At 67.8% G+C, this 24,633-nt stretch carries 25 protein-coding genes; 10 read left to right on the forward strand and 15 right to left on the reverse strand.

Going from position 1 to position 24,633, the window contains the following annotated elements; translation table 11 throughout:
- Positions 1-6 precede the first annotated feature (6 nt).
- Together murA and CV_RS02150 are read left to right on the forward strand one after the other, a co-directional pair.
- On the forward strand, positions 7-1,260 hold the full coding sequence (murA, locus tag CV_RS02145) for a UDP-N-acetylglucosamine 1-carboxyvinyltransferase (protein ID WP_011133995.1): 1,254 nt from the start codon (positions 7-9) through the stop codon (positions 1,258-1,260).
- A gap of 141 nt (positions 1,261-1,401) precedes the next feature.
- On the forward strand, positions 1,402-2,370 hold the full coding sequence (locus CV_RS02150) for a patatin-like phospholipase family protein (RefSeq protein ID WP_011133996.1): 969 nt from the start codon (positions 1,402-1,404) through the stop codon (positions 2,368-2,370).
- Positions 2,371-2,377: 7 nt separating this feature from the next.
- On the opposite strand, the gene CV_RS02155 is transcribed toward CV_RS02150, so the two are convergent.
- The 10 genes from CV_RS02155 to dapC form a co-directional block, all read right to left on the reverse strand.
- Entirely contained in the window at positions 2,378-3,136 is a 759-nt protein-coding gene (locus tag CV_RS02155; protein ID WP_011133997.1) for a substrate-binding periplasmic protein, read from the reverse strand.
- A gap of 99 nt (positions 3,137-3,235) precedes the next feature.
- Positions 3,236-3,571, reverse strand: coding sequence for a zinc ribbon domain-containing protein YjdM (locus tag CV_RS02160; protein ID WP_011133998.1), 336 nt, complete (start codon positions 3,569-3,571; stop codon positions 3,236-3,238).
- 76 nt (positions 3,572-3,647) lie between these two features.
- On the reverse strand, positions 3,648-4,466 hold the full coding sequence (locus CV_RS02165; protein WP_011133999.1) for an MlaA family lipoprotein: 819 nt from the start codon (positions 4,464-4,466) through the stop codon (positions 3,648-3,650).
- A 2-nt stretch (positions 4,467-4,468) separates the two neighbouring features.
- Entirely contained in the window at positions 4,469-4,756 is a 288-nt protein-coding gene (locus tag CV_RS02170) for an STAS domain-containing protein (RefSeq protein ID WP_011134000.1), read from the reverse strand.
- Positions 4,756-5,391, reverse strand: coding sequence for an MlaC/ttg2D family ABC transporter substrate-binding protein (locus CV_RS02175; protein ID WP_011134001.1), 636 nt, complete (start codon positions 5,389-5,391; stop codon positions 4,756-4,758). Before CV_RS02175 ends, CV_RS02170 begins: the two co-directional genes overlap by 1 nt.
- Before the next feature lie 71 nt (positions 5,392-5,462).
- Positions 5,463-5,930, reverse strand: a complete 468-nt coding sequence (gene mlaD, locus CV_RS02180) for an outer membrane lipid asymmetry maintenance protein MlaD (RefSeq protein WP_011134002.1) — start codon at positions 5,928-5,930, stop codon at positions 5,463-5,465.
- 11 nt (positions 5,931-5,941) lie between these two features.
- On the reverse strand, positions 5,942-6,727 hold the full coding sequence (gene mlaE / locus CV_RS02185) for a lipid asymmetry maintenance ABC transporter permease subunit MlaE (protein ID WP_043595315.1): 786 nt from the start codon (positions 6,725-6,727) through the stop codon (positions 5,942-5,944).
- Positions 6,720-7,538, reverse strand: a complete 819-nt coding sequence (locus CV_RS02190) for an ABC transporter ATP-binding protein (RefSeq protein ID WP_011134004.1) — start codon at positions 7,536-7,538, stop codon at positions 6,720-6,722. The genes mlaE and CV_RS02190 overlap by 8 nt, the downstream gene beginning before the upstream one ends.
- Before the next feature lie 361 nt (positions 7,539-7,899).
- Positions 7,900-8,721 carry a 2,3,4,5-tetrahydropyridine-2,6-dicarboxylate N-succinyltransferase gene (dapD, locus tag CV_RS02195; protein WP_011134005.1) on the reverse strand — a complete coding sequence of 274 codons (822 nt, stop codon included), beginning with the start codon at positions 8,719-8,721 and terminating at the stop codon, positions 7,900-7,902.
- A 67-nt stretch (positions 8,722-8,788) separates the two neighbouring features.
- Positions 8,789-9,994 carry a succinyldiaminopimelate transaminase gene (gene dapC, locus CV_RS02200; RefSeq protein ID WP_011134006.1) on the reverse strand — a complete coding sequence of 402 codons (1,206 nt, stop codon included), beginning with the start codon at positions 9,992-9,994 and terminating at the stop codon, positions 8,789-8,791.
- 54 nt (positions 9,995-10,048) lie between these two features.
- Between dapC and CV_RS02205 the strand changes: the two genes are divergently transcribed.
- On the forward strand, positions 10,049-10,954 hold the full coding sequence (locus tag CV_RS02205) for a DMT family transporter (RefSeq protein ID WP_011134007.1): 906 nt from the start codon (positions 10,049-10,051) through the stop codon (positions 10,952-10,954).
- Between the two features lie 22 nt (positions 10,955-10,976).
- A complete protein-coding gene (locus CV_RS02210; protein ID WP_043595318.1) occupies positions 10,977-11,552 on the forward strand; it encodes a GNAT family N-acetyltransferase in 576 nt (191 codons plus the stop codon).
- 50 nt (positions 11,553-11,602) lie between these two features.
- Here CV_RS02210 and CV_RS02215 read toward each other — a convergent pair whose 3' ends face one another.
- From CV_RS02215 to CV_RS02225, 3 genes are all read right to left on the reverse strand, one after another.
- Positions 11,603-12,109 carry a hypothetical protein gene (locus CV_RS02215; protein ID WP_011134009.1) on the reverse strand — a complete coding sequence of 169 codons (507 nt, stop codon included), beginning with the start codon at positions 12,107-12,109 and terminating at the stop codon, positions 11,603-11,605.
- A 373-nt stretch (positions 12,110-12,482) separates the two neighbouring features.
- Positions 12,483-12,701, reverse strand: a complete 219-nt coding sequence (locus tag CV_RS02220) for a SlyX family protein (protein WP_043597165.1) — start codon at positions 12,699-12,701, stop codon at positions 12,483-12,485.
- A gap of 10 nt (positions 12,702-12,711) precedes the next feature.
- A complete protein-coding gene (locus tag CV_RS02225; RefSeq protein ID WP_011134011.1) occupies positions 12,712-14,025 on the reverse strand; it encodes a Na+/H+ antiporter family protein in 1,314 nt (437 codons plus the stop codon).
- A 208-nt stretch (positions 14,026-14,233) separates the two neighbouring features.
- On the opposite strand from CV_RS02225, the gene CV_RS02230 reads away from it, so the two are divergent.
- Both CV_RS02230 and CV_RS02235 read left to right on the forward strand, forming a co-directional pair.
- Complete coding sequence (locus CV_RS02230) at positions 14,234-14,530, forward strand: DUF2325 domain-containing protein (protein ID WP_011134012.1); 297 nt, start codon at positions 14,234-14,236, stop codon at positions 14,528-14,530.
- Between the two features lie 237 nt (positions 14,531-14,767).
- Positions 14,768-15,163, forward strand: coding sequence for an acyl-CoA thioesterase (locus CV_RS02235; RefSeq protein WP_011134013.1), 396 nt, complete (start codon positions 14,768-14,770; stop codon positions 15,161-15,163).
- Between the two features lie 14 nt (positions 15,164-15,177).
- Here CV_RS02235 and CV_RS02240 read toward each other — a convergent pair whose 3' ends face one another.
- The gene (locus tag CV_RS02240) at positions 15,178-15,888 is read right to left on the reverse strand and encodes an ArsR/SmtB family transcription factor (protein WP_011134014.1); all 711 of its coding nucleotides are present in this window, start codon (positions 15,886-15,888) and stop codon (positions 15,178-15,180) included.
- Positions 15,889-15,968: 80 nt separating this feature from the next.
- Here CV_RS02240 and CV_RS22005 point away from each other — a divergent pair, with 80 nt between their 5' ends.
- Genes CV_RS22005 through CV_RS02255 form a run of 3 tightly spaced genes read left to right on the forward strand, consistent with a single transcriptional unit; the run spans position 15,969 to position 18,033 of the window.
- A complete protein-coding gene (locus CV_RS22005; protein ID WP_011134015.1) occupies positions 15,969-16,598 on the forward strand; it encodes a DUF6058 family natural product biosynthesis protein in 630 nt (209 codons plus the stop codon).
- A complete protein-coding gene (locus tag CV_RS02250) occupies positions 16,595-17,689 on the forward strand; it encodes a cytochrome P450 (protein WP_011134016.1) in 1,095 nt (364 codons plus the stop codon). The genes CV_RS22005 and CV_RS02250 overlap by 4 nt, the downstream gene beginning before the upstream one ends.
- Positions 17,686-18,033 carry an antibiotic biosynthesis monooxygenase family protein gene (locus tag CV_RS02255; protein WP_011134017.1) on the forward strand — a complete coding sequence of 116 codons (348 nt, stop codon included), beginning with the start codon at positions 17,686-17,688 and terminating at the stop codon, positions 18,031-18,033. Before CV_RS02250 ends, CV_RS02255 begins: the two co-directional genes overlap by 4 nt.
- Here the strand turns inward: CV_RS02255 and CV_RS02260 are convergent.
- Positions 18,025-18,801: a class I SAM-dependent methyltransferase gene (locus CV_RS02260; protein ID WP_011134018.1), complete on the reverse strand. Its 777-nt coding sequence runs from the start codon at positions 18,799-18,801 to the stop codon at positions 18,025-18,027. The genes CV_RS02255 and CV_RS02260 overlap by 9 nt on opposite strands.
- A 239-nt stretch (positions 18,802-19,040) precedes the next feature.
- Here CV_RS02260 and CV_RS02265 point away from each other — a divergent pair, with 239 nt between their 5' ends.
- The gene (locus CV_RS02265; protein WP_011134019.1) at positions 19,041-24,605 is read left to right on the forward strand and encodes a DUF4347 domain-containing protein; all 5,565 of its coding nucleotides are present in this window, start codon (positions 19,041-19,043) and stop codon (positions 24,603-24,605) included.
- The last annotated feature ends 28 nt before the right edge of the window (positions 24,606-24,633 follow it).

Here is a 24,633-nt window from a genome sequence, read left to right on the forward strand (position 1 = left end):
CATACCATGGATAAACTGAAAATCATCGGCAACGGCCCGCTGAACGGCGAGATCCGTGTTTCCGGCGCCAAGAACGCCGCGCTGCCCATCCTGTGCGCCGGCCTGTTGACCGCCGACACCATGCGTTTCACCAACGTGCCGATGCTGCGCGACATCGCCACCACCCAGAAGCTGCTGCAGGGCATGGGCGTGCGGGTGATGACCGACAACGTTCACGAGATGGAAATCACCGCGTCCCATCTGGACAGCCTGGTGGCGCCGTACGAGCTGGTGAAGACCATGCGCGCGTCCATCCTGGTGCTGGGCCCGACGCTGGCGCGCTTCGGCGAGGCCACCGTGTCGCTGCCCGGCGGCTGCGCCATCGGCAGCCGCCCGGTGGACCAGCACATCAAGGGCCTGGTGGCGATGGGCGCGGAGGTGTCGATCGAGCACGGCTACGTCAAGGCGCGCGCCAAGCGCCTGCGCGGCGCCCGCATCGTGATGGACATGGTGACCGTCGGCGGCACCGAGAACCTGCTGATGGCCGCCACCCTGGCCGAAGGCACCACCATCCTGGAGAACGCCGCCCGCGAGCCGGAAGTGACCGATCTGGCGAACTGCCTGGTGGCGATGGGCGCCAAGATTTCCGGCATCGGCACCGACCGCCTGGTGATCGAGGGCGTGGACAAGCTGCACGGCGCCGAATACGCGGTGATGCCGGACCGCATCGAGGCCGGCACCTTCCTGGTGGCCGGCGCGATGACCCGCGGCCACGTGGTGCTGAAGAACGCCGCGCCCAAGAGCATGGAAGCGGTGCTGGACAAGCTGCGCGAAACCGGCGCGCTGATCGAGTGCGGCGACGACTGGATCTCGCTGGACATGAAGCAGCGTCCGAAGGCCGTCAACTTCCGCACGCTGCCGTACCCGGCCTTCCCGACCGATATGCAGGCGCAGCTGATGACGCTGAACTGCGTGGCCGACGGCGCCGGCGTGGTGACCGAGACCATCTTCGAAAACCGCTTCATGCACGTGCCCGAGCTGAACCGCATGGGCGCCAACATCGAAGTGGAAGGCAACACCGCCATCGTCAAGGGCGTGGACAAGCTGTCCGGCGCCACCGTGATGGCCACCGACCTGCGCGCGTCCGCCAGCCTGGTGATCGCCGGCCTGGTGGCTGAGGGCGAGACCATCGTCGACCGCATCTATCACCTGGACCGCGGCTACGAGTACATCGAGAAGAAGCTGGGCGCCGTCGGCGCGCTGATCGAGCGCGTCAGCTGAGCGCCGGGCCCTTGATGACGGAAAACGCCGCGTGCCTTCGGGACGCGGCTTTTTTTCCGCCCGGCGCCGACATCCGTCACCGCGCGCGCGGGCCCCGCGTCGGGCAAGATCGCCGCGGGACCACCCACATGGAGAGCGAGCATGCAGGCAGACACCCCTTATCGCATCCTGTCGCTGGACGGCGGCGGACTGCGCGGCATCATTGCGCTGGTGATTCTCGACCGCCTGGACCGGGCCGCGCCCGGCTGGCGCGACGGCATCCACATGCACGCCGGCACTTCCACCGGCGCCTTGATCGCGCTGGGCCTGGCGCGCGGCATGACGCCCAGGCAGATTCTCGACCAGTACCTCGAGCGCGGTCCCAAGCTGTTCGAGCGCGGGGCGGCGCGGCGGCTGAAGACGCTGAACGGCCTGATCGGCGCCCGCTACGACGGCGCGGAGCGGGAGCGGATCTGCCGGGACGTGCTGGGCGGCGCGGACACGCTGGCCTCGCTGCTGCGCGACGGGGGCAGCCGGGGGCATGTGCTGGTGCCGGCCTTCAACCTGGACGGCGATCCGCGCCTGCCCCAGGGACGGCGGCGCTGGAAGCCCAAGGTCTACCATAACCTGCCGACCCGCGACGGCAGCGACGACGGCGCGGAGCAAGCCTGGCGGGTGGCGATGCGCAGCTCGGCCGCGCCGACCTATTTTCCCTCCTTCGACGGCTTCGCCGACGGCGGGGTGTTCGCCAACAACCCGGCGATGTGCGCGCTGGCGCAGACGCGGGACGCGCGGCTGGCGCGAGCCATCCCGCCGGAGTCGGTGTCCATGCTGTCGCTGGGAACCGGCTTCAACGCCAGCCATCTGGACGGCGACAACGATTGGGGCGCGCTGCAATGGGGACGGAACCTCACCGGGCTGCTGATGGACGGCGTCAACGACGTGGCGGATTTCCAGGTCCGGCAGATGCTGGGCGAGGGGCGCTATTTGCGGGTGTCCGCGCTGCTGGCCGAGCCGATCGCCCTGGACGATGCCGGCCGCATGGCGCAGATGGCAACCATAGGCGGGCAGGTCGATCTGGACGAGGCGGTCCGCTTCGTCGAAGGCTGGCGGCCCGCCGCCGCGCCATAGCGGCTTCTCATTCGCCTGGACGGGCGGCGGCGTAGGCGGGCGAGGCGCGCACGGCGGCGACGGCTTCCCAGATCTGCCGGGCCAGCGCCGGCTGGCGCTGGTAGAACGCGTGGGAGAAGATCAGGTAATAGGGCTTGATCGCCAGCGGCGGTTCCAGCTTGTCGAACTGGTTCTGCAGCGCCGGCTCGGCGGCGATGGCGTCGTCGGCCGCCTGGCTTTGCAGCGCGGCGCCGTCCACCCGTCCCAGCAGCACCTTGTGCAGGATGACCGCCGCGTTGCGCGAGGTACTGTCCACGCGCAGGCCCAGCTGTTGCAGCTGGGCGACGACGGAAAAGCCGGTCTGGGCGGCGATGCCCTTGTCTGCGCCCGAGACATGGCGGCCATCCCAGGCCAGGCGGCCGTGTTGGGCGCGGTAGAGGTGGTAGCTGTCGGTCAGCATGCGCAGCGCGGCGTCGGGCTGGCCGTTCTTCAGCGGAAACTCGCCCAGCTCCATCCTATCCGGCGAGAAGCTGATCTTGTACAGGCCGTCCAGCCGCCCTGCCTTGACCTCGGCCATGCAGCGCACCCAGGGCAGCGCCTGGCTGCGGATTTCGACGCCGATCCGTTCGGCCGCCATGCTCATCATGATCTGGCTCAGGCCGCGCCCGTTTTCCAGCAGCCAGGGATAGGACGGCGCATCCTCGTGGCACAGGCGGACGGCGGGAGGCTGGGCGGCGGCCTGGCAGAGCCACAGGCAGACGCATAGTCCGGACAAGGCGCGGATCATCGAGGCGGCGTTTGGCGTGGTGGCGTTGCCTCAGTATAGGCGGGATGGAAAAAGGCGGCCCGAGGGCCGCCTTCGCTGATTGCCGGCGCGGATGCCGGATCAGGCTTTCTTGACGAATTCGGACTTCAGGCCCATCGCGCCGATGCCGTCTATCTTGCAGTCGATGTCGTGGTCGCCGTCCACCAGGCGGATGTTCTTCACCTTGGTGCCGACCTTGACCACCAGCGATGAACCCTTGACCTTCAGGTCCTTGATCACGGTGACGCTGTCGCCGTCCTGCAGCACGTTGCCGACGGCGTCGCGCACTACGCGCACTTCCTCGGCGGCGGCCGGCTGGTCGCTCCATTCATGCGCGCATTCCGGGCACACGTACAGCGCGCCGTCCTGGTAAGTGTATTCCGATCCGCATTGCGGACAGGCGGGCATTTGGCTCATGGCGATTCCTGTCTAATGAAAAAACAAACGCTGCCGTCCCTCGGGACGGCAGCGGCTTGGCGATCTTGCCGGCGGCTTATTGCGCGGCCGACGCGGCGATGGCCGCAGCGGGCGCGGAAGCTTCCGCCGGGGCGGCTTTGCGCTCCGCCGCCGGGGCGGAGCTGTCGCCGCCGCTCATCAGATCGTCCAGATTGAAGTTGTCCACCGGCTGGGTCGGATCCGGCTGGCCCAGCTGCTTGGCCCGCATCTGCATGTACAAGTCGCGGGTGTAGCTGTAGCGGTCCACCGCGGCGGTGTCCAGCACGTTCTCCGCGCCCAGATACTTGGCGCGGGTGCTGACGCCGTAGACGCCGTAGAAGGCGATCGCCTCGTTGGTGTTGTGGTAGACCAGCTTCTCCGGTCCGGGACCGACCAGCGAGGTGGCCAGGCCGGTGCTGTCGCGCACCGTGGACGGACCGAAGAAGGGCATCACGAAATAGTTGCTGCTCTTCCAGCCCCAGGAGGCCATCACGTCGCCCAGCGTGGTTTTGTTGTTCTTCAGGCCGGCTTGATCGGCGATGTCGATCAGGCCGAACAGGCCGAAGCCGGTGTTCATCGCCACGCGCATGAAGTCGTTGGCGGCCTTTTCCGGGTCGGCGCGCAGGACGTTGAACGCGAAGCTGTAGACGTCCTTCAGGTTGTCGAAGAAGTTGCTGACGCCGGTGCGGATCGGCGACGGCACCACGGCCTGGTAGCCTTGCGCCGCCGGCTTCAGCACCCACTGGTCCGCCTTGTCGTTGACAGTGAACATCGCGCGGTTGTACGGCTCGTACGGGTCGTAGGCGGCGGTGGGGTGGCTGGCGCAGCCGGCCAGAGCCAGCAGGCTGGCGGCGGCCAGGAGTTTGGCGGGGCGCATGGTCAGTCTCCAGCGCGAAGCAAAGGTTCGAGATTGTACAAGCCGGCCAGCGTGGCCAGGCCGGCGGGGATGCCGGACAGCGTCAGCGCGTGGCCGGCGCCTTCCGCGGCGCGGCGCGCCGACAGCAATAGCGCCAGCGCGGCGGAGTCCGCGGCCTCGATGCCTGACAGGTCCAGCCGGAGCGGCCCTTGGGCGGCCAGCTGGGCCAGCGGGCGCGCCAGCGACGCGCAGCTGGCCATGTCGATGCGGCCGGACAGGCTGGCCGCGCCGGGCGAGGTGACGCTCAGCATCAGCCCTTGCCCTTGGCTGCGGACGCGGCGGCGGGAGCCGGCGCGGCGTTCTTGTCCTGCAGCAGCTTGATCAGGCCGTCCACGCCGTTCTTGCGGATCTCCTCGTTGAAGCTGTTGCGGTACACGGTCACCAGGCTGGCGCCCTCCACGCTGACGTTGTAGATCTTCCAGCCCTTGTCGCCCTTGTTCAGCACGTAGTCGACGGCCACCGGATTGGCGTTGCCCGGAAGGGTGACGCTGGACTTCACGGTCACGTCCTTGCCGTTGGCGCCGGACACCGGATTGGGCTGCACGCTGACCTGGGCGGTCTTGAAGCGGGTCATGGTGGTGGAGTAGGTGCGCACCAGCAGGGTCTGGAACTGCTGGGTCAGCTCATTGCGCTGCTCCGGGGTGGCCTGGCGCCAACCCAGGCCGACCGCCAGCGCGGTCATGCGCGGGAAGTCGAACAGCGGCACGGCGATGGCCTCGGCCTGCTGGCGCACCTGCTTGGTGTTTTTGCCGTTGTCCTGCTTCAGGACGTCCAGCACCTGGCGCGAGCCGTCCTTGATCAGCTCGACCGGGTTGTCGGCGGCGGCCAGCGCCTGGGTGGAGGACAGGCCCAGCATCAGACAGAACAGGGTAAGCAGTTTCTTCATTTGCGACATTCCATTTTTCACGAGTCGGGCGGCACACGGTGCCGCGAGGAGGGTTGGCCCCGCTTGCGACGCTATTTGCTTGCGTCTTTGCCGGTAAATCCGGTCATGAATTTACCGATCAACTGTTCCAGCACCAGCGCCGACGAGGTGATGGTGATGGTGCCGCCGGGCGCCAGATTGTTCTCCGAGCCGCCCTGCTGCAAGCCGATGTACTGCTCGCCCAGCAGGCCGGAGGTCAGGATCGAGGCGCTGACGTCGTCGCTGAGCTGGTATTGCTTGTCGATGTTCAGCGCGACGCGGGCGCGGTAGGTCTTTGGATCCAGGCGGATGTCGGACACGCGGCCCACCAGCACGCCGGCTTCCTTGACCGGCGCCTTCACCTTCAGGCCGCCGACGTTGTCGAAGTCGGCGTAGACGACATAGGTCTGCGACGCGCTCTGCGGCGTCAGGTTGGCCACCTTCAGCGACAGGAAGACGACGGCGGCGATGCCGAGGGCGACAAAGATGCCGACCCACAAATCAATGGTAGAGCGTTTCATTGGTTTTTTTCCTAGAACATGAAGGCGGTCAGCACGAAGTCCAGCGCCAGGATCACCAGCGCCGAGGTGACCACGGTGCGGGTGGTGGCGGCCGACACGCCGGCGGCGGTCGGGGTGGCGTCGTAGCCTTCGAACACGGCGATCAGCGTCACGGCGATGCCGAACACCAGGCTCTTGATGATGCCGTTGACCACGTCGTAGTGCAGGTCGACGTTGCCCTGCATCTGCGACCAGAACGTCCCGGCGTCCAGGCCTATCATCACCACGCCGACCAGGTAGCCGCCGAAGATGCCGACCACATTGAACAGCGCGGCCAGGATGGGCATGGAGACGACGCCGGCCCAGAAGCGCGGCGCGATCACGCGCGCCATCGGATTGACCGCCATCACGCTCATCGCGTCCAGCTGCTCGGTGGTCTTCATCAGGCCGATTTCCGCGGTCATCGCGCTGCCGGCGCGGCTGGCGAACAGCAGCGCGGCCAGCACCGGGCCCAGCTCGCGCAGCAGCGCCAGCGCCACCATCGCGCCCAGCGCGTCGGCGGAGCCGAACTTGGCCAGCGTGGTGTAGCCCTGCAGGCCCAGCACCATGCCGACGAACAGGCCGGACACCACGATGATGATCAGCGACATCACGCCGGCGAAGTAGATCTCGCGTATGGTCATCTGCAGCCGCAGCAGGCTCTGGCCGCTGTTGAGCAGGATGGCCGCCAGGAAGCGGCTGGCGAAGCCCAGCCGCCAGACGGCGTTGACGGTGAGGTGGCCGAGGCGGCGCAGCGGCGAGGTCAGAAAATCAAGCATGCCCGCCTCCTTGCAGACCCAGATCGGCCGCCAGCGAGGTGGCGGCGGGGAAATTGTAGTGCACCGGGCCGTCGGCCTCGCCGTTGATGAACTGCCGCACCCAGGGCGAATCGGAGCCGCGCACCTCGTCGGGCGTGCCCTGGGCGATGATCCGGCCGCCCGCGACGAACAGCACGTGGTCGACGATGGCCAGCGACTGATGCACGTCGTGGGTGACCATCACCGAGGTGGTGCCCAGCGCGTCGTTCAGCTTCTTGATCAGCAGCGCGATCACGCCCAGCGAGATCGGGTCCAGGCCGGTGAAGGGCTCGTCGTACAGCATCAGCTGCGGATCGAGCGCGATCGCGCGCGCCAGCGCGACGCGGCGGGCCATGCCGCCCGACAGCTCCGCCGGCATCAGCTTCTGGGTGCCGCGCAGGCCCACCGCCTCCAGCTTCATGGTGACGAGGTCCCGGATCATGCTTTCCGGCAGCCTGGTGTGCTCGCGCAGCGGGAAGGCGACGTTGTCGGCGACCGACAGGTCGGTGAACAGCGCGCCGAACTGGAACAGCATGCCCATGCGGCGGCGATGCTGGTACAGCTCGGCTTGGCTCATCCGCGCGATGTCGCGGCCGTCGACCAGCACTTCGCCCGACTGCGGACGGATCTGGCCGGAAATCAGCCTCAGCAGCGTGGTCTTGCCGCTGCCGCTGCCGCCCATGACGGCGACCAGCTTGCCGCGCGGCACGCTGAGAGTAAGGTTCTTCAGGATGGGCCGGTCGCCGTAGGCGAAGCTGACGTTCCTGAATTCGATGAAGTTGTCTGTGGACACGAAAATTCCAAACAGCTTGAAAGAGGGGGCAGATGTCTGACCCCGCTGAGACGGCGAAATTCAACCGAGATCGCCCCCGGGGCTGAGCGGGCCGCGACGCGGGCGAGGCGGAGCCGCCACTCTGCCGCCGGCTCGCCGGTCGGGATTTGCGGTAGCGTACTATCCGGTCTCGAATAGCTGGATTCTATAGCGTTGACGGCGGCGCGCCAAATATCGCTATGTTACGGAGTGCAAAATCGCCGCATTTCAATGGCATTGTCATGACAAGATGGGCAGAGGTGTTGCCATAATGGCACACCGGCCGCGAACGGCGATCGGTCCGCGGCCGGCGAGGGGCGCCGGGAGGGCGCCCCCGACGATGTCACACGCCGCGCAGCAGTTCGTTGATGCTGGTCTTGCTGCGGGTTTGCGCGTCCACCTTCTTGACGATGACGGCGCAGTACAGGCTGTGGCTGCCGTCCTTGGACGGCAGGTTGCCGGACACCACCACCGAGCCCGGCGGCACGCGGCCATACATCACCTCGCCGGTTTCTCGGTCGTAGATCTTGGTGGACTGGCCGATGTAGACGCCCATCGAGATCACCGAGCCCTCGCCGACGATCACGCCCTCGACGATTTCCGAACGCGCGCCGATGAAGCAGTTGTCCTCGATGATGGTCGGATTGGCCTGCAGCGGCTCCAGCACGCCGCCGATGCCGACGCCGCCGGACAGGTGAACATTTTTGCCGATCTGGGCGCAGGAGCCGACGGTGGCCCAGGTATCCACCATGGTGCCTTCGTCGACGTAGGCGCCGATGTTGACGTAGGACGGCATCAGCACGGTGTTCTTGGCGATGAAGCTGCCCTTGCGCGCCACCGCGCCCGGCACCACGCGGAAGCCGGCTTCCTGGAAGCGGGCCTGGCTCCAGTCGGCGAACTTGGTGTCCACCTTGTCGAAGTAGCGGTTGACGCCGTCGTCCTGCACCGCGTTGTCGCGGATGCGGAAGGACAGCAGCACCGCCTTCTTCACCCACTGGTTGACCACCCATTCCGCGCCGTTTTTCTCGGCGACGCGCAGGTGGCCGTTGTCCAGCTCGGTTATCACCTGCTCGATGGCCGCCTTCAGCTCCGGCGATACGGTGGCGGGGGTGATCTCTGCGCGGTTTTCGAATGCCTGTTCGATCAGGCTCTGGATCGGATGCATCTGGTTCAGTCCTTTGGCAATGTGAATCGAAGTCGTCATTGGTAATTCTGGATCCTGTGGCGGGTGCTTACGCCGGCGTCGCGGCGCGCTGGGTCTGGGTGAATTCTACAATCCTTTGCGCGGCGGCCACGCATTCCGCCTGTTCCGCCACCAGCGCGATGCGCACATAGCCGCGGCCGGGATTGGCGCCGTGGGCGTCGCGGGCCAGATAGCTGCCTGGCAGCACCGTCACGTGCCGCTGCTGGAACAGCGCGCGGGCGAAGGCCGCGTCGTCGCCGTCCGGCACCTTCGCCCACAGGTAGAAGCCGGCTTCCGGCCTCTCCACCTCGAGAACCGGCTGCAGCAGCGGCAGCACGGCGGCGAACTTGGCGGCGTAGGCGGCCCGGTTGGACTCGACGTGGGCCTCGTCGTTCCAGGCGGCGACGCTGGCGGCTTGCACCGTCAGGCTCATCGCGCTGCCGTGGTAGGTGCGGTAGAGCAGGAATTGTTTCAGGATGGCCGCGTCGCCGGCGACGAAGCCGGAGCGCATGCCGGGCACGTTGGAGCGTTTGGACAGGCTGGTCAGCATCACCAGGCGCTCGAGGCCGCGGCCGAGCGCGCGCGCGGCGGACAGGCCGCCCAGCGGCGGCTGGTCGAAGTAGATTTCGGAATAGCATTCGTCGCTGGCGATGACGAAGCCGTAGCGGTCCGACAGCGCGAACAGCTTGTCCCAGGCGGCCAGGTCCATCACCGCGCCGGTGGGGTTGCCGGGGCTGCACACGATCACCAGCTGGGCGCGCCGCCACACCTCATCCGGCACGCCGTCCCAGTCCGGCTGGAAGCGGTTCTCCGCCTCGCAGTTCAGGTAATGGGGCTCGGCGCCGGCCAGCAGTGCCGCGCCCTCGTAAATCTGGTAAAAGGGATTGGGAGACACCACCACCGGTTTGGCCGCGCCGCCGGCGTCGATCAGGCACTGGGTCAGCGAGAACAGCGCCTCGCGGCTGCCGTTGACCGGCAGCACCTCGCTCGCCGGGTCCAGACGCACGCCGTAGCGGCGTTCGGCCCAGTCGGCGCAGGCTTGGCGCAGCGCCGGCGTGCCCTGGGTGGCCGGATAGCCGGACAGGCCGGCGAGATTGGCGCACAGCGCGTCCTTCACCAGTTGCGGCGCCGGATGCTTGGGCTCGCCCATCGCCAGGCTGATGTGCGGCAGCGACGCCGGCGGCTTGGCGTCTGCCAGCAGCGCCGCCAGGCGCTGGAACGGGTAGGGATGCAATTGGTCCAGGCGGGGATTCAAAGCGGCGTCTCCATCGAAATTCGGCACGGGCAATCGACCATCTTAAGAACAGCCATGACACCTGTAAAACAAAAAATCGTCGCCACCTCCGGCATCCTCACCACCGCGTTGGTGTGGGGGCTGATGTGGTATCCGTTCCGCAGCCTCAACGCCCAGGGCGTCAGCGTGCCCATGGCTTCGCTGGCCACCTACCTGATCACCATCGCCGCCGGCCTGACCTTGTTCTTCAAGCTGTACCGGCGCCAGTTCCATTTCGAACCGGTGCTGCTGCTGCTGACGCTGTTGTTCGGCTGGTGCAATTTCAGCTACACCATGGCGGTGGCCGAGGGGCAGGTGATGCGGGTGCTGCTGCTGTTTTACCTGTCGCCGCTGTGGACGGCGCTGCTGTCGCGGCTGCTGCTGCACGAGCACCTGACCCGCCGCGGCTGGGCGGTGGTGGGCTTGTCGCTGCTCGGCTGTTGCGTGTTCATCTACCGGCCGGGGCTGTTCGCCGGCGAGCTGCCGCTGAGCCAGCGCTACGAGTGGCTGGCGCTGTCCGGCGGCATGGCCTTTGCGCTGGGCAATGTGATCAGCCGCAAGTCGCACGGCATCCCGGTGCCGGTGAAGTCGGCGACGGTGTGGTTCGGCGTGGCGCTGATCGGCGCGTGCAGTCTGCTGAAGAGCGGCGAGCTGCCCAGGATGCTGGACATCCCGGCCGAGAGCTGGCTGGTGCTGTCCATCCTGGGCGTGGTGCTGTTGTGCACCAGCGTGGTGTCGCAGCATGGCCTGTCCATCCTGCCGGCCACCCAGGCGATGACGCTGATGCTGATGGAGCTGGTGTTCGCCGCGGCGTCGGCCTACCTGCTGGCCGGCGAGAGGATGTCGCCGCAGGAGTGGCTGGGCGGCGCGCTGATCGCCGGCGCCAGTCTATTGTCGGGCGGCATGAGCCGGCCTGCCAGCAAGCCGCAGCCCACCCCTTGAGTGTTGATAATCGGAAAAACAGATGCAGATCAGATTGATGGAGCCGCGCGATTTCGCGGCATTCTGGCCGGTATTCCATGAGGTGGTGTCCGCCCGCGAGACCTACGCCTTCGACCCGGACATGGACCAGGAGGCGGCGCGCAGGCTGTGGTGCGAGGCGCCGTTGGAAACCTGGTTGGCGGAGGAGGATGGCCAGCTGCTGGGCAGTTATTTTCTCAAGGCCAATGCCGCCGGGCCCGGCGGCCACGTCGGCAACTGCGGCTACATGGTGGCGCCGGCGGCGCGCGGCAAGGGCGTGGCCCGCGCGATGTGCGAGCATTCGCAGCAACGCGCGCGGGAGCGGGGGTTTCTGGCGCTGCAGTTCAACAGCGTGGTGGCCACCAACGCGGCGGCGGTGGCGCTGTGGCAGAAGCTGGGTTTCGACGTCGTCGGCCGCCTGCCGCGCGCCTACCGCCATGCCGCGCACGGTCTGGTGGACTGCCTGGTGATGTACAAGTGGCTAGGGGCGGCGGCAACGCCGGCGATGCCGGAGCCGGTCAAGCTGATCGGCCGCAAGAACATCGAGGCGACAGTGTCGCGGCGGCGCAAGCGGGATTGATGGCAGCAAGCCGCCCCGCGGCGGGAGCCGGCGGGGCGGGAACGGGCGGCTTACAGATTGTCCAGGTACTGCTGCAGCGCCCGGATATTGTTGTCGTAGGCGGCTGGGGTGCCCAGTTCGACGCCGCCGCTGCGCACGTAGTAGGCGAACGCCACGCCGCGGGTGTCGAAGAAGGGCAGGAAGTCGTCCGGCTGCAGCGTGCTGCCGTTCAGGCCGATTGCCCAATTATTGGCCTTGTAGTGGTTCAACTGCGTGATCGCGCCGTGCACGGCGATGCCTTCGGCGCTGCGGATCAGGCCGATATAGTGGTTCAGCGTGTCGATGTTGATCTGGTAGGCCGACGGCTCGCCGACGCTGACGCCCTGGGCGCGGACATAGTAGGCGAACGGCAGCTGGCGCTCGGTGAAGAAGGCCAGGAAGCTGTCCGGCGCCAGGTTGTCGCCGTTCAGGCCGATCGCCCAGTTTTTCGACTGGTATTCCTTCAGCTGTTTGATGACGCCGTTGGCGGCCTCGATTGCCTGCTTGGCGGGAACGTTGACTGCGGTGCTGTGTGCCATGTCGTTTACTCCTGCGTTGGGGTTGGTCAACAGCAGAGGGCGGGGCGGTGGAATGGCGTGCTCATCGCGGGTCTCCATGGCCGGGTGGGCGCCGCAGGGGCGGCGGAAAGTGGGACCAGCCTACCGCTGGCGGCCGCGTCTTGGTACTGTGATGTCGGACAGCCGATTTGTGCCGGAAAATATCCTATAAATGCAGGTATATCGATGCATTTGTCTGCAAGATTTCGTATTTGAAAAGCTGTTTTCCCGATAAGGCGGAAGTGAAGGCGTCCGCCGCGGGCATGCGGCGGCGTTCGTCAGGCGGCAGGAGACGGCGGAGGGCGGCCGGCGGCGCGGGATGCGCCTGCCGGCATTGCCGAGAGCGGGAGCGCGCTCAGTAGTGCGGCGGGATGTCGTCGCGCAGCGAACCGCCGGGCGCGTCGTCCGGCTGCGCGTTTCTGAACTGCTGGTACAGCAGGCGGATCTGCTGCTGCAGCAGGTCGATTTCCTTCTGCTGGCGCGCGACGGTGGCGTTCAGCGCGTCCAGCAGCTCGTCCTGGAAGGCGAGGCGCACTTCCAGCGCCTCGACGCGGTTTTCGTTTTCGGTGTTCATGCCCGCCATTCTACAACACCATCGCCGCGATCCAGCCGGCGGTCATCAGCGGCAGGTTGAAGTGCAGGAAGGTGGGGATCACCGTGTCGCGGATGTGGTCGTGCTGGCCGTCCAGGTTCAGGCCCGAGGTCGGGCCCATCGTCGAATCCGACGCCGGCGAGCCGGCGTCGCCGAGCGCGCCCGCGGTGCCGATGATGGCCACGGTGGCCATCGGCGAGAAGCCCAGGTGCGCGCACAGCGGCACGTAGATGGCGGTGAGGATGGGCACGGTGGAGAACGACGAGCCGATGCCCAGCGTCACCGTCATGCCGATGGCCAGCATCGCCAGCGCCGCCAGCGAACGCTGGCCTTCGAACAGCGCCGCGCCTGCCTTGACCAGCGGCGCGATCTCGCCGCTGGCGCGCAGCACCTCGGCGAAGCCCTGGGCGGTGATCATGGTGAAGCCCACCATCGCCATCATCTTCATTCCCTCGTTGAACACGCCGTCAGCGTCCTTCCATTTCACCACGCCGGCGGCGAGGAACAGCAGGAAGCCGGACAGCGCGCCCATGATCATCGAGTCGGTGTACAGCTGCACCGAGAACGCGGCGACGATGGCGGCGAAGGCGGTGGCCAGCGATTTGCGGCTGACGCGGGCGTGGGTGCGCTCGGCGTTTTCGATCTTGCCCAGCGAGTAGCGGCGCGGCTTGCGGTAGCTGACGAACACCGCCGACAGCAGGCCCGCCACCATGCCCAGCGCCGGGATCGCCATCGCATGCATCACGTTGATGCCCGAGGTGTCCATGCCGGCCTTGGCGGCGTTGCCGAGCAGGATCTGCTTCAGGTAGATGTCGCCGAAGCCCACCGGAAACACCATGTACGGCGTCACCAGGCCGAAGGTGATCACGCAGGCGATCAGCCGGCGGTCCAGCTGCAGCCGCGCCATCACGTACAGCAGCGGCGGGATCAGCATCGGAATGAAGGCGATGTGGATGGGCACCAGGTTTTGGCTGGCGACGCTGACGCAGCCCAGCAGTCCGATCAGCGTCCATTTCAGCTTGCGGTGGGCGCTGGCGTGCTCCAGCTTCTTCACCGCCAGATCGGCCATCGCGTGCGGCAGGCCGGACTTGGCGATGGCGACGGCGAAGGCGCCCAGCAAGGCGTAGGACAGCGCCACCGAGGCGCCGCCGGTGATGCCCTGGTTGAAGGCGGCGAGGGTGGCGGGCAGCGACAGCCCGCCGGCGAGGCCGCCGATCAGGGCGCCGATCAGCAGGCTGATGACGACGTGGGTGCGCAGCAGGGTCAGGGTGAGCATGGCGCCCACGGCTAGTACAACGGCATTCATTTGTATAGACAAATCAGTAGCTTATGCGCGGCTGCGCGGGGCTGGCAGGGTAGCGGGTTTGCCGCGGGCTGTCCAGCAATCTGACCTTCCATCGCTTCTATATATCAAATTGATATTGAAATAAAATTTATTATTACTTTGAGAGATTAGAAGGCCGCTTTACAGTCAAACCATCACCCGATTCCGCGCGAGGCGGCAAGGAGGCAAGATGGAGGCGTTACTGGTGGGAGCCGATAGCCTGGGCAATATTCCGGAGGTGCTGAGCCTGTACGACATCCGCATCGCCCGCCATATCTGCGGCCGCAACGTCGCCCATCAGCGCAAGGCGGCGCTGCCCGGCCGGCCGGATGTGTTGATCCTGCTCACCGATTTTCTCGGCCACAACGTGATGCGGCACTATCGCGAGCGCGCGGCCGCGCTGGGCATCCCGGTGCTGGCCTGCCGCCGCTCCGCCACCGCTGTCGAGCAGCGTTTGCGCCACCATGGCTGGAGGCGTCTGTCATGATTTTTTCCGGCAACGAGAACTGGCTGGCCTGGCTGCTGGGCCGCACCGCCCTGCAGGCGCCGCCCAAGGTGGAATGGCGCCGAGCCGCGCCGCCGGCGGCCTTTCCCAAACGCTGAAACCGAATGGCGGCGCTGGTTCCCCGGCCGCCTATCTGAGAAACTCCCTGCCATCGTCGGCGTCCAAGCGGCTTGTCCGCCGCGGCGGACGCCTCACCGTTTCGAAACAGGGAACCGCTTGATGTCAGTCTTTTCCGTTGAATTCAAAGTGCGCGACTACGAGTGCGACATGCAGGGCATCGTCAACAACGGCGTCTATTTCAATTATCTGGAGCACGCCCGGCACGAGTTTCTGCTGGCCAAGGGCATAGATTTCGCCCAGCTGGCGCGCGACAAGATCAACCTGGTGGTGGTGCGCTCGGAGATGGACTACAAGGCCTCGCTGACCAGCGGCGACCGCTTCGCGGTCACCGTGGCTTTCGAGCCGGTGTCGCGGGTGCGCTTCGGCTTTCGCCAGCAGGTGGTGCGCGAGGCCGACGGCAAGGTGGTGCTGGATGGCCTGGTGATCGGCACCGCGATCAACGAGCGCGGCCGCCCCGCCATTCCGGAAGGCTTCGCCGAGCGGCTGACCGCCTGAGTCTGCCGCCGCGGCTATTCCGCCAGCGCTTCCGGCCGGATGCCCCACTGCTGGCGCAGGAAGGCTTGCCCGGCCGGCGTGACGCGCAGCGCGCGGCTGTCCCGCCGCCGCTCCACCCAGTTCTGTTGCAGGAATTCCCGGCACAATGCCGCGCCCAGCGCGCCGGCCAGGTGCGGGCGCCGCTCGCTCCAGTCCAGGCAGGCGCGCGCCAGCGGCCGCTTGCCGCCGGCCGGCGCAGTGATGCCCAGCGTCGCGGCGAACCAGGCCCGGCCCGCCTCCGTCACCGCGAACTGCCTGTCCTCATCCAGCAACAGCAATCCGTTTTCCAGCATCGCGTCGGCGATGGCGATGCCCAGCCGGCCCGCCAGGTGGTCGTAGCAGGTGCGCGCCAGCCGCAGTTCCGGCGCCACCCGGCTGGCCGCGCGCGGCCTGGCCAGGTCGCCGCCGTGGGCGGCGGCGCTCAGCGCTTCCAGCGCGTGGGCGATGGCGGCGTTGGCCAATAGGTAGTAGCGGTGGCGGCCATGCTGCTCCACCTTGACCGCGCCGCCTTGCAGCAGCTTGGCCAGGTGGTTGCTGGCCGCCTGGGCGCTGAGGCCGGCATGCTGGGCCAGCTCGCTGGCCGGGTAGCTGCGGCCGTCCAGCATCAACAGCAGCATGAGGGCGCGGCCGGGATCGGCCAGCAGGCTAGCCAGGCGGCTGATGTCGGGGAGATGGGCGTCGGTCATGGTTCACTCCAGCGTGAAACATCGTGGCGGTTCGCCGGCTACGATACGGGCATTCGAACGACATGCCAAGGAGTTGAGCCATGCGCGCCCTGCTGGATTATCTACACACCTATTTCTTGAGCGAGCCGCAGCTGCTGTTCCGCTGCGGCCTGGCGCCGGAGCGGCTGGCCGAGCTGCAGCGGGAAGGCCGCGCGCCGCTGCCTTCTTATCGCCTGCGTTGCGCCGGCGCCGTCACGTCCTATTTCGGCGAGCAGGCGCTGGACGGCGAGCTGGCCTGGTATCCGCAGGCGATGGCCGAGTGGCTGATAGCCGCCGACCATGCCGACGCGGCGACGCTGCGCGCGCGCTTCGAGCGGCGCTACCGGACGGAACTGGCGCGGCTGGCGGAGCAAGGGCTGCCAGCCGCGGAGCCTGCCGGGGGCCTGGACGAGGAATGGGCGCATTTCCTGGCAGGCAGCTACGGCGTCTGCACCCGCCATGGCCAGGTGGAGCAGATCGCGGCCAAGGGCGCGATGGTGGACTTGATCGACCGCTTGACCGATCGCCAGACCCGGCCGGCGCTGCCGGAGCCCGAGCTGGCCTTGTTGCGCCGGGCGGTGGATCTGCTGGACGAGACGGAGGCATGGTTCGCGCCGCACGAGCGCGCGGCCAGCTCCCGCGCGCGTTGCGTCGACGGCGCGCGGCGGCGATACCTGGGAGGCGAGGCATGAAGGGATGGCCGGAGCACGCGCTGGCCGCGGCAGGCCATCCCGACCCTTATCCTTATTACCGCGCATTGGCGCGGGATGGTTGGCGGCGCGACGAGGCGCTGGGCTTATGGCTGGCCGCCTCGCGCCAGGCGGTGGACGCGGTGCTGGCCAGCCCGGCCTGCCGGGTGCGGCCGGCGCGGGAGCCTGTGCCGGCGGGCAGCGCCGGATCGGCGCTGGGAGAAGCGTTCGGCCGCTGGTTGCGGATGAGCGACGGCGACGCGCATGCCCGCTTGCGGACCGCGGTGGGCGCCGGCCTGGCGGCCTTGCGCTGCGACGAGGCGGAACAGACGGCGCGGCGACTGGCGCGGGCGTTTTTGGCGACCAGCGCGGTGGATGGCCGCAGGCTGGACGCGCTGGCCGATTTCCTGCCGGTCGCCACGCTGGCGTCGTTGCTGGGCTGGCCGGAAGCCGCGCTGGCCACTGCGGCGGACAGGATCGCGCGGGTGTGCCGAGCCTTGGCGGCCGATGCCGACGCTGCGGCGCGCGGACGGGGCTCGGAGGCTTGCCGGACCTTGCTGGCCGAGCTCGCCGGCATGCCGGCGCAAGGCTGGCTGAAGCGCTGGCAGGCGGCGTTCTCCGATCTGGACGATGCCAGCCTGTACGCGAATCTGCTCGGCATCCTGTTCCAGAGCCGCGACGCCGGCGCGGGCCTGCTGTCGGCCGCCATCGCCTGGCGCTGCAAAGAAAAGTGGGATCATGCCGATCCGGCCGCGTGGCGCGCGCGCTTGCGGCAAGACCCCGTGCTGCACCATACCCGGCGCTATGTCGAAGAGGACGTGGTGTTGGCCGGACAGCCGTTGCGGGCCGGAGACCAGGTGCTGGTGTTGCTGGCCGCCGCCGCGCACGATCCGGCGGCGCCGGAGCAGGCGATGGACTTCGGCCGCGGTCGGCATGCCTGCCCCGGCGAGGCGCTGGCCCTGGCCACCGCCCGCGGCGCGCTGCAGGCACTGGAACAGATCCGTCCGGACTGGCGGGCGCTGGGCGGCGGCATCACCTTTCGCGGTCCGCCCAATGTCAGGATGCGCCGCTTCGGCGCGGGAGAACGAAGATGATCGCGGTGATTTTCGAAGTGACGCTGGCCGATGGCGGCCGAGACGGCTATCTGCAACGGGCGGCGCGGCTGGCCGAACAATTGGGGACGATGGACGGTTTTGTTTCCATCGAACGCTTCCAGAGCCTGAATCGGCCGGACAGACTGCTGTCGCTGTCGTTCTGGCGCGACGAGGCGGCGCTTGCCGCCTGGCGCAAGCTGGAATCGCACCGGATGGCGCAGGCGGCGGGGCGGGGAGGATTGTTCGCCGATTACCGGCTGCGGGTGGCGGCGGTGCTGCGCGATTATGGCATGCATGACCGGCACCAGGCGCCGCCGGACAGCCTGGAGGCGCACTCAGCCTGAGGCCAGCGCCTTGATCACGTAGAGGTCGAAGCGGGTGGATTTGCCGTCCAGCACCGCAGACGGCTTCACGCCGGCGATGGCCGCGCCCAGGCGCGGCCGTTTCACCACCACCCGCACCCTGGCGGCGGCGATGGCGGCGGCCAGCAGCTCGGCGCTGTCCATGTCGTCGCCTATCACCTGCTGGAAGGCCTGCATGTCCTTCTTGGCGGCGGCGGACTTCTTGTCGGTGTCGGGGAACATCGGGTCGACGAACACCACGTCCGGACGTTGAGCTTCGGTCAGACCGGCCAGCCAGTTGCGCGAGTTGGCGTGCACCAGCGTCATCCGCGCGGCGATGTCGCGGGTGGTTTCGTCGCGCTGGGCGCGCTCCAGCGCGTCGGCCAGCAGCGCCGCCGCCACCGGCGAGCGTTCCACCATCGTCACCCGGCAGCCCAGCGTGGCCAGCACGAAGCTGTCGCGGCCCAGGCCGGCGGTGGCGTCCGCCACATGAGGCAGATCCTTCGCGCCTTTCAGTCCCACCGCCTTGGCCACCGGCTGGCCGCGGCCGCCGCCCTGTTCGCGGCGGTGGCGCGCCGCGCCCTCGACGAATTCGGCGTATACCGCGCCGTGCTTGCCGGTGGTCAGCAATTCCAGCCGTTCCGATCCCAGTTCCAGCCAGTAGCCGTCGGCCGGCCGCTGCTTGATCAGGGGCAGGGAGAAACGCTCGCACAGGCGGCGGGCGGTGTCGAGGCGGGCGGGTTCGGCGCAGTAAAGCGGGGTGGCGGTCATCGGCGGTCCTTCAAAATCTGTTGCGCACGATACGGGATGCGGGGCGTCGTCGCAAGCCGCGGCTGGCCGGATGAGGGGAACCGGCGGCGCTCTGCGGAGGGGTGCTAAGTAGATTTATCTAAAGATCCTTTACTCATACGACATTTTTTTATGCGCATAACTAGTCTATTTCTTTAGGAGGGGTATTTTTATTCAAACGCAATCGGCGGCAGCCGTAGCGCAGGTGCGGGAGCAGGAACATGGCATGGTGGAAATCGACGGGCCGGGAATCGGCCAAGCAGGCTGCGCGTCCGGTGGGTCGTTTGCTGTTGCAGGCGCTGGAACCCCGGATGATGTTCGACGGCGCGGTGGCGGCCTCGGTCGGCGAAGCCGCGCACCATGTCGACCCCGCCCACGACGCGGCGCGCGTCGACGCGCAGCAGCGGCATGGCGAAACGGCGGCCGCGGTGGCGGCGGCAGCCCAGCAGCGGGGCGCCGCCAGCGCGCGCGATACCCATGCGCAGGGGCCGCAGGTGGTGTTCGTCGAGTCAGACGTCGCCAACTACCGGAGCCTGATCGCGCAGCTGCCATCCAATTACCAGGTGGTGATCCTGGACAGCAGCAAGGACGGCCTGGCGCAGATCGCGCAATGGGCGCGAACCCATCACGGCTACAGCGCGATCCACATCATTTCCCACGGCCAAGAGAACGATCTGCAGCTGGGCACCGCCGAGTTGACCACCGCCAATGTCGGCAGCCGCCAGGCCGAGCTCGCCACCATAGGCCAGGCGCTGCGGCCCGGCGGCGACATCCTGCTGTATGGCTGCGATGTGGCCGAAGGCAGCGACGGCGCGGCGCTGGTCAACGCCATCGCGCGCGAAAGCGGCCGGGTGACGGCGGGCTCCACCGATCCCACCGGCGCCGCCAGCCTGGGCGGCGACTGGACGCTGGAATACAGCACCGGCCTGCTGCACGCGGCGGCGCTGGATCTGCCCGGCTACAACGGCCTGCTGACCCGCCCCACCTCCGGCACCACTGCCTTCGACACGCTGGACGGCTCCACCACCGTCATCCCCACCGGGCAGACTTCGTTGACCGTGAGCAATTTCCTGGGCTGGAACTTCACGATGCAGATGAACTCGGCCAGCGATGGCCAGAACGAGATGATCATCGTGGAGAAGGACGGCTCCAGCTCGGTGGAAACCGTGGACGCGCTGAGCGACGGCAGCAAGCAGATCACGTATTTCTCGGTCAAGCCCAACGACGGCAGCCTGTTCACGCTCAATTCCATCAGCGTGGTGCTGGATGGCTACAACTCCAGCTTTTCCGGCGGCACGCTGGTGCTGCAGGGCTATTTGAACGGCTCCCTGGTGAGCGGCGCCACGCTGAGCCAGAGCGTGTCCGACATCGACAACAGCGGCTCGGTGGTGACGTTCAACGTTTCCAGCAACAGCAATTTCCAGGGCATAGACTCGTTCCGCGTCGTGCCCTCCACCGGCAACAACGTCACCGGCCTGATCGGCATCGGCGCCATCAACGCCACCAACTTCCACTTCCCCGGGCCGACGCTGACCACCAGCGGCGGCAGCAGCGCCTACAGTTCCGGCACCGGCAGCGCGGTGGCGGTGGACAGCGGCGTCACGCTCAGCGACACCGCCGCCTCGACGCAGACCAGCGCCACGGTGTCGATCACCGGCAACTTCCACAGCGGCGAGGACGTGCTGGCGTTCACCAACAACGGCAGCACCATGGGCAACATCAGCGGCAGCTACAACAGCGGCACCGGCGTGCTGACGCTGACCTCGGCTGGCTCCACCGCCACCAACGCGCAATGGCAGGCCGCGCTGGAGGCGGTGACCTATCAGGACAGCTCGCTGACGCCCAATACCAGCAGCCGCACCATCAGCTTCGCCATTACCGACGCCAGCAGCAACACCAGCTCGACGGTGACCAAGACCGTCACCGTGGCCGCCGACGCGGCGCCGGTGATCAGCAATCTGAACGGCGACAGCAACACCTATTACGCCGGCAACGGCGCCGTGCATCTGGACACCGGCACCGCGGCCCTCGTCACCGACAGCGATACCACCAGCCTCAACGGCGGCAATGTGACGGTGCACATCTCGGCCAACGGCCAAAGCGCCGAGGACGCGCTGGGCATAGACAGCAGCGGCTCGGTGACGCTGTCCAGCGGCACCACGGTCGGCAGCACGGTGTCGGTGAGCGGCGTCGCCATCGGCACCATCGCCACCAATGGCGACGGCGTCAGCGGCCACGACCTGATCGTCTCGCTGAACGGCAACGCCACGACAGCCCGCCTGGCCACGCTGCTACAGGCGCTGAACTACAACAACACCGCCGCGGGCATACCCAACACCTCCACCCGCACGATACAGGTGACGGTCAACGACGGCCGCGGCGGCACCAGCAGCGCCGCCAGCGTGACGATGGCGGTCAGCGCCGCGCCGGTGCTCGCCACCACCAGCGGCGGCAGCGCGGCCTTCACCGCCGGCGACAATGCCACCTCCACGCCGGTGGCGGTGGATGGCGGCATCACCGTCACTGACAACGTCAGCCCGACGCTGGCCAGCGGCACCGTGTCCATCACCGGCAACTTCCACAGCGGCGAGGACGTGCTGGCGTTCACCAACAACGGCAGCACCATGGGCAACATCAGCGGCAGCTACAACAGCGGCACCGGGGTGCTGACGCTGACCTCCAGCGGCGGCACCGCCACGCTGGCGCAGTGGCAGGCCGCCTTGCGCGCGGTCACCTACACCGACAGCGCGGTGACGCCTAACAGCGCCACCCGCACCGTCAGCTTCCAGGTGGCGGACGGCAGCAGCAATACCAGCGCTGCCTTGACGCGGACTGTGACGGTGACGCAAACCGACCAGACGCCTATCGCCACCGCCAGCGGCGGCAGCACCGCCTTCACCGCCGGCGACAACACCACGTCGACGCCGGTCGCGGTGGACGGCGGCATCACCCTGTCCGACCTCGACAACACCACGCTGGCCAGCGCCACGGCGTCGATCACCGGCAATTTCCACAGCGGCGAGGACTCGCTGAGTTTCACCAACACCAGCGCTGTCACCTACGGCAACATCGTCGCCAGCTACAACAGCGGCACCGGCGTGCTGTCGCTGAGCTCCAGCGGCGCCACGGCGACGCTGGCGCAATGGCAGGCGGCGCTGCGCGCGGTCAAGTACACCGACAGCGCGGTGACGCCCAATACCGCCACCCGCACCGTCAGTTTCGTGGTCAACGACGGCACCAAGAACAGCGCGGCCACCACCAAGACGGTGACGGTGGCCGCCACCGACCAGACGCCGATCGCCACCGCCAGCGGCGGCAGCGCCGCCTTCACCGCCGGCAACAACACCGCGTCGACGCCGGTGGCGGTGGATGGCGGCATCACCCTGTCCGATCTGGACAACACCACGCTGGCGTCGGCGACGGTATCCATCACCGGCAACTTCCACAGCGGCGAGGACGCGCTGGCGTTCAGCAACACCAACGCCACCACCTACGGCAACATCAGCGCCAGCTACAACAGCGGCACCGGGGTGCTGACGCTGACGTCCAGCGGCGCCACGGCCACGCTGGCGCAGTGGCAGGCTGCCTTGCGCGCGATCACCTACACCGACACGGCGATCACCCCGAACAACGCCACCCGCACCGTCAGCTTCGTGGTCAACGACGGCACCAAGAACAGCGCGGCGGCGACGCGGACGGTGACGGTGGCCGACACCGACCAGACGCCGATCGCCACCGTGTCCGGCGCCAGCGGCAGCTACACCATCAGCGGCACGCCGACGCCGGTGGCGGTGGACAGCGGCATCACCGTGTCCGACCGCGACAACACCACGCTGGCGAGCGCGACGGTTTCGATCACCGGCAACTTCCACAGCGGCGAGGATGTGCTGGCCTTCACCAATACCAATTCCACCACTTACGGCAATATCGTCGCCAGCTACAACAGCGGCACCGGGGTGCTGACGCTGACCTCCAGCGGCGCGACGGCGACGCTGGCGCAATGGCAGGCCGCGTTGCAGGCCGTCACCTACAACGACACCGCCGGCTCGCCCAATACCGCCACCCGCACGGTCAGCTTCACCGTCAACGACGGCACCGTCAACAGCGCCACCGTCACCCGCAATATCGCCATCCAGCTGCCGACGCCGACGGTGGCCGGCCTGACCGCCGGCACCGACACCGGCAGCAGCAGTTCCGACGGCATCACCGACGACAACACGCCGACGGTGACCGGCACCGCGGTGGCTGGCAGCACGGTGACCATCTATGTCGACGGCGTCGCGGTCGACACCACCACGGCGAACGGCAGCGGCGCTTGGAGCTATAACTTCGTCTCCAGCCTAGCCGACGGCAGCCACGCGATATCGGTGATGGCCAGCAGCGGCGGCGTCAACAGCAGCGTGTCGTCCTCGTATGGCGTGGTGATCGACACCGCGGCTCCCGCCGCGCCGAACGGCTTGGCGCTGACGGCTGCCACCGACACCGGCAGCAGCAGCTCGGACGGCAAGACCAGCAATAACCAGCCTACGGTGCAGGGCACGGCCGAGGCGAACAGCACGGTCACCGTGTATGTCGACGGCACGGCGGTAGGGACCGCCACCGCGGACGGCAGCGGCGCGTGGACTTACAATCTGACCAGCAGCCTGAGCGAAGGCAACCACAGCATCCGCGCGACGGCGACCGACGCTGCGGGCAACATCAGCGGCCAGTCGACCGGATACAACATCACCGTCGATACCGCCGCGCCGCAGGTACAGAGCGTCGTCGCCGGCGCGCCGCTCGACACCACCGCCAGCAGCCTGTCCTACCAGGTGACGTTCACCAAACCGGTGGCCGGGTTCGCCGCGGACAGCCTGAGCCTGGTCACCAGCGGCAGCGCGCATGGCACCATTGCCGGCGTGACGGCTCTCAACGCCACCACCTACGTCGTTCAACTGACGGGCGTCGGCGGCGCCGGCTCGTTGTCGCTGGCGATCAAGAACAGCATGGTCAGCGACAAGGCCGGCAACCTGCTGAGCGGCCAGGCCACGATGCCGTCCTATCGTGTCAGCGCCCCGGTGGTGAGCAACAACGTCGTGCCTCCGGTCGCGAGCGCCGCGCCGACCACGACGGCCAGCGTCATCCAGTTGCCGCCCATCACGCCCAACATCGTGCTGGCGGCGGTTGGCGGCACGCCGGCCGTTGCCACCGGCAGCGAGCATGCGGACAACGCCGCCCAAAACCTGCTGGCTGAGGCTACGCATGCCGGCTCGAGCGCCAATGCAAACCCGCTGGGTGCCAACGGGCTGGACAATGTCAACGGCAGCGCGCCGGGCTTCGTCAGCAACACCGCCATCAATCCGACCATCGCCCTGCAGGTGAATCCGGATCTGGGCGTGCGTCCGCTGGCGTCCGGGCAGTCGTTCTCCATCGCCTTGCCGCCAGCCACCATCATCACCCGCGAGTCTTCCGCCAATCTCAGCATTGTCGCGCGCCAGAGCAATGGCCAGCCCTTGCCGGCGTGGCTGAAGTTCGACCCGGGGACGGGCCGCTTCACCGGGCAGGCGCCGGCGGGATGGAACAAGCCGGTTTCGATCGACATCCGGGTGCAGGACAAGACCGGCCACCATGGCAACAGCCATATCCAGCTCAATTTCGGCAAGCGGCAGGCAACGACGACGCAGGCCCGCAAAGCGACGCCGCCCGCTGCCGGCAAGCTGGCGCTGAGCCGGCAGTTCGACCATCACGGCCAAGGCGGCTTCCTGCAAAGGCTGGCCGCGCTTCTGGGAGAAGACAAGCAGGCATAGTTGGCAGTTGCAGGCAGCGCCGGGGCAA

The organism is Chromobacterium violaceum ATCC 12472 (assembly GCF_000007705.1).
Taxonomy (GTDB): domain Bacteria; phylum Pseudomonadota; class Gammaproteobacteria; order Burkholderiales; family Chromobacteriaceae; genus Chromobacterium; species Chromobacterium violaceum.